Origin of the sequence: Candidatus Desulfofervidus auxilii, from assembly GCA_030262725.1 — a bacterium.
Classification (GTDB): domain Bacteria; phylum Desulfobacterota; class Desulfofervidia; order Desulfofervidales; family Desulfofervidaceae; genus JAJSZS01.
The window spans coordinates 1-4,384 of record JAJSZS010000057.1; the positions used below are offsets into that span (position 1 = coordinate 1).

The window sequence follows — 4,384 nt, forward strand, 5'->3', positions numbered from 1 at the left end:
AGCAATTTCTTTATTAGAAACATTATAAGTACCAGATTCGATTTGTGCTTTTATTTGAGCAACTTTTTCTTCTCTAATCTCAGGCATAGAAAGAGCTTTTTTAATTGCTCTTTCTACTAATTTTTGAGATGAAAGTTCTATTACTTCTGTTTGATTAATTGTCTTTTCCTCTGACTTTGTTTTTCTTACTTTTAAATTTTCTTCCTTTATTCTTGCTTCCTTTATATTTTTCAAATTTTCTATATTTTTTCCAGTAATACTATTAATCCTCATTTTTATACCATCCTAATTTTTTATTTACTTAATCGGCATTTTTTAGTTTTACTTTAATAATTTTAAAATTTTTGTCAAGTTTTTAAAAATTTAAAATAAGATGGGTATCCCCCACATCATTTCCTTTATAAAAGATCCGGTAATTTGCTCGGTAATAAAAATATTTATGTTTATTATTAAATTATTCTCTATAATATTGTTTGAACCTGGAACCTGATTAATCTGAAAAATACCATTAGCTCCATTAAAGCCTCCTATTAAAGCAATACTTCTTACATTTGTTCCTGATAAGGAGACTACCGAATCTGCTGAAAACTCAGAATTACTATCTCCTTCTAATATACTAACACTATGTCCTAAATTATCCCAATAACCTGTAAAAACCACCTGAAAATAAACCCCCATATAACCACCTCTTATTTCTTGTAAAGACTCTTCTTTTGCCAATTCAACAGTAGCAAAAATATCCTCTTCTTCAAACGCAAATGCTTTAGACAATCCTATACATAAGATAAATAATAAAAGGAAACATATATATAAATTGGTTTTTATCTTTTTAAACATCTCATCCCCTCCCATAAGTACTCTCTTAAGGTTTTATTTCGAAAGGCTGTCTTATAAAAAAAAGATCTGTAATAATGGTATTTCTTAAAGCCCAAATATTTTCTTTAGAAACTTCTCTACTCTTAAGTTCCCATACTGTTTTTGAAGATTTTTTCCCAAAAACAGCAAGAAGAATATTATTCCAGGATTTTTTAAACTTTTCCATATTCATTACTTTGTGTCCATAAGCTGGATCTGCTAAAAATACTTTATTACCTCTTACACCTTTTAAAATTACAAAATGCTTATATCCATTTGTATCTAAAAGAATTATAGTAGGAATTTTTATCAAATGAAGCTTTTCAACAGGAACTTTATAACCTTCTGCTTTAAAACCAAATCTTTCAGCACTTTTTTTAAGGTCTAACATTGAAAAACCACGAGCTTTAATTTTTTCGATCTCTCCATGTGTTAAAATATCTTTTATTATATTTTCTTCACTTATATTAAGGTTATAATAATATCTAAGTAATGAAGCAAGAGCTGCACTACCGCAACTAAGGTCATATTTTTGTTTTACAAGATTTTTAAAACGAAGTTCTTTTATACTTAAAACACGCTTTTGAATATATACTCCATTAAACCCTGTTTTAATTTCTACTTCTCCTGAATAAGCACCTTGAAATAGAAAAAAACTTAAAAAAAAGAAACTCAGGCTCAGATTTTTTATTATCTTCTTAAAAAACATTTTCTAAAAACTCCCAAATAAAAATAGGGGGCAAAAGCCCCCTTAATAACTATTTAAAATTACTTAGAATCCAGGAGTAATAAGAGGAGTTACAGGTCCACTTTCTGGTGTATAGCTTATAGAAAGAGTATTTGCCTGAAGATTGTTACTTCCTGCTGCAACATTAACACCTATATTTCCTACTGCACCTGAAAGCACGCTACCACTTAAAGATGCTATATTTTTAGTGTTAATACTTGTTATACCTATAGGTATAGAACCTGTAATAGTTCCAGTAAGTTCGATATTCTCTATACTAATATCTCCACCGATATCTCCTTCTTCTGTTCCAGAATAGTTATTTTCCGGTTGACCAGGTGCATACCATATAGTTCCTTCTTCCGTTCCGCTATACCAACCATTTTCTATACTTCCTGAAATATTTTCGCTCATTTGAACTGTTAATGTGATAGGAATTTCTCCTCCTTCTGTTTCTTCTATGATGGGCTGATTGCTTACTGTGTTATATTTAGATTTTTGCTGAACATATGCTACACCCATTCCAACCTTAGCTGGACCAACAGCTATACCTAATTGATTTGTCTGAGCATTATCAACTCCAGCAGCAATATTAAGTTGAATATTTCCTTTTGCACCTGATAATGCATTATCACTTGCAGAAGCAGTATTTGTTACTCCTTCATTATTTACTTTATTAAATTTAGCCTTTTGGACACTAAAAGTTTTAGATTCAACTAAGGAAGAACCTTGTTTTCCAACTGCAATTGCAACTACATTACTCTGTGCATTATAATCTCCTGCTACTACATTAGCACCTATGTTACCCTGTGCTCCACTAAGAACATCACCACTTACTGTTGCTTCATTTTCAGTGCGCTGATTATTAATCTTATTAAACATAAGAAATTGATCATTTTTGCTGAGGGCTCTTACCAACCCACTCACTTCCATATTTTCTCCGCTATTAATAATTGAAATATCAGTTGTAATAAGAGAAAGATAAGCTTCCAAATCAGCAACACCCATTACTTGAAGTGTAATATCTAAATTACCACTCAATTCTCCATCAAAATCAAAATACCCTGTGCACTCCATACCACATAATTCAGATAAATCTGGCAATCCTTGAGCCTTAGCTCCTATAGGAGCTAATAGAGATACTGAAAATGCTAAAGCACTTGCTAAAACTAACTTTTTTCTAAGCACTCTTTTTAACATGGCACACCTCCTTTTAGTTTTTTATGTTATTTAAGAGCTGCTCTGTTAAAATTTAAATGAAAAGTATTAGCAAGAACATTCCCTATCCCAGCTGATTGATTAACTTGTACCACTCCTCTTGCTCCTGAAAAAGCTAAATCAAAGATAATATCATAAAATTCTCCTGAATATAAAAATCCATCTTTTATTTTAGCTACATTTTGACTAAGAGCTGAAGTATTAATTTTTTCTCCAATAGAAATAAATACTAAATTAGCCTCAGCATTTCCAGAACCTGAAGCTTGATTTATTGAAAAAATACCCTTTATATCAGAAAAAGCATTATCTCCAATTATGTCAGTAGCTTTATCAGGAACTTCATTTCTGCATACTGTCTCCTGATCTATAAATCCTCTATTAAAACTCTCTATTCCTATTATCCACATATTTGATTGAACATGGTTGTCTCCTGAAGCCATGTTCATTCCTGCTATCCCAGAAGCCCCTTTAAATACATCATCTTTAATTAAACTCTGATTTATTTGCTCACCAAAAACTTTATGCTCAATTAAAAAAATTAAAAAAACTACTATTAGTGCTAACCTTTTCAAAATATCCTCCTATTTACTTATTATGATTCTAAAGATACTTACATTATTACTACCTGTTAAAATCTTTAATTGATTAGAATCAACCTTCAAATCTTCATCCCATAAAATAATCCTGCCAGAGTTTACAAATTGTAAAGCTGATCTTCTTTCCCCTCCGCGAATATTATTAAGAATATTTTCATCTAAAACCTGCGTACCTAAAATATTCAAGTTATTAATAAAATCTTTTTCAGCTTTCCCAACAACAGGAAAGAACAAAAAGAAAATAAGAGATAAACTCAAAATAATTGATTTTTTTATTTTAATTTCTATTTTCATAGCATTTTTTATCAATCAAAAAATGTGCCCAATTTGAAAAACCTTTGATTTATTTAATAAAAAGATTTTTTGACTGTAAAAATGTTAAAATCAAATTTTACAATTTTACAATTTTACAATTTTTACACAAATTAATTTTTTTAATTTTAAATCTTTAATTTTTTTTATTTTGTATTAAATTTTTAAAACTATATAGTATTCTTTTGTATCTTATTTTAAAACAATTGGATATATCTATGCGGTTAGATATACGCCTAAAAAAGCCTATTAAAGCTTTTATATTTTTAAAAGAATCTGGAAAAAAGAAAAAAACAATATTAGAAGGATTAAGTTTAAGAGGAGCTCTTTTAAAACTTCCAAAAGATGAAATTTTTTCTAAAAAAGATATTAAAGATTTTATAGAAATTTTAATCCCTTATCAAAATATAGAATTAAAAATATTTGCTAAAAAAATAAGAGAGCATAGAGATGGTATAGCTTTAGAATTTTTTATTACAGAAAGAGAAACCTTTTTAAAATTATGGAAATTTATTTGTGATAATTTATATCCTGTTTCCTGGGAAGTATGTCCCTATTGTAATTCTCCTCTTACTAACAATAAAATTTGTCCGAATTGTAAATTTTCATTAGAAATATTTAATCCTGAGTATGTATTTAATCATTTTAAACAAACTTTTTTATATCGAATCAAACA

At 28.7% G+C, this 4,384-nt stretch carries 7 protein-coding genes; 1 reads left to right on the forward strand and 6 read right to left on the reverse strand.

Annotated elements, in window-relative coordinates:
* The 6 genes from flgM to LWW95_11725 form a co-directional block, all read right to left on the reverse strand.
* A partial coding sequence (flgM, locus tag LWW95_11700; protein MDL1957690.1) for a flagellar biosynthesis anti-sigma factor FlgM occupies nt 1–273 on the reverse strand: 273 nt, incomplete at its 3' end.
* Nucleotides 274–363: 90 nt separating this feature from the next.
* Nucleotides 364–837, reverse strand: a complete 474-nt coding sequence (locus tag LWW95_11705) for a hypothetical protein (GenBank protein ID MDL1957691.1) — start codon at nt 835–837, stop codon at nt 364–366.
* Nucleotides 838–862: 25 nt separating this feature from the next.
* Nucleotides 863–1,564: a C39 family peptidase gene (locus tag LWW95_11710; GenBank protein ID MDL1957692.1), complete on the reverse strand. Its 702-nt coding sequence runs from the start codon at nt 1,562–1,564 to the stop codon at nt 863–865.
* A gap of 63 nt (nt 1,565–1,627) precedes the next feature.
* Nucleotides 1,628–2,782, reverse strand: a complete 1,155-nt coding sequence (locus tag LWW95_11715) for a hypothetical protein (GenBank protein MDL1957693.1) — start codon at nt 2,780–2,782, stop codon at nt 1,628–1,630.
* Nucleotides 2,783–2,808: 26 nt separating this feature from the next.
* Nucleotides 2,809–3,372: a hypothetical protein gene (locus tag LWW95_11720; protein ID MDL1957694.1), complete on the reverse strand. Its 564-nt coding sequence runs from the start codon at nt 3,370–3,372 to the stop codon at nt 2,809–2,811.
* 9 nt (nt 3,373–3,381) lie between these two features.
* Nucleotides 3,382–3,690 carry a hypothetical protein gene (locus tag LWW95_11725; protein ID MDL1957695.1) on the reverse strand — a complete coding sequence of 103 codons (309 nt, stop codon included), beginning with the start codon at nt 3,688–3,690 and terminating at the stop codon, nt 3,382–3,384.
* A gap of 236 nt (nt 3,691–3,926) precedes the next feature.
* On the opposite strand from LWW95_11725, the gene LWW95_11730 reads away from it, so the two are divergent.
* Nucleotides 3,927–4,384, forward strand: a 458-nt coding sequence (locus LWW95_11730) for a hypothetical protein (GenBank protein MDL1957696.1), incomplete at its 3' end; no start/stop codon positions are given.

Coding starts and splice junctions, on each gene's coding strand:
- LWW95_11710 (MDL1957692.1), bottom strand. CDS start 1,564: ATGTTTTTTAAGAAGATAATAAAAAATCTGAGCCTGAGTTTCTTTTTT.
- LWW95_11715 (MDL1957693.1), bottom strand. CDS start 2,782: ATGTTAAAAAGAGTGCTTAGAAAAAAGTTAGTTTTAGCAAGTGCTTTA.
- LWW95_11705 (MDL1957691.1), bottom strand. CDS start 837: ATGTTTAAAAAGATAAAAACCAATTTATATATATGTTTCCTTTTATTA.
- LWW95_11725 (MDL1957695.1), bottom strand. CDS start 3,690: ATGAAAATAGAAATTAAAATAAAAAAATCAATTATTTTGAGTTTATCT.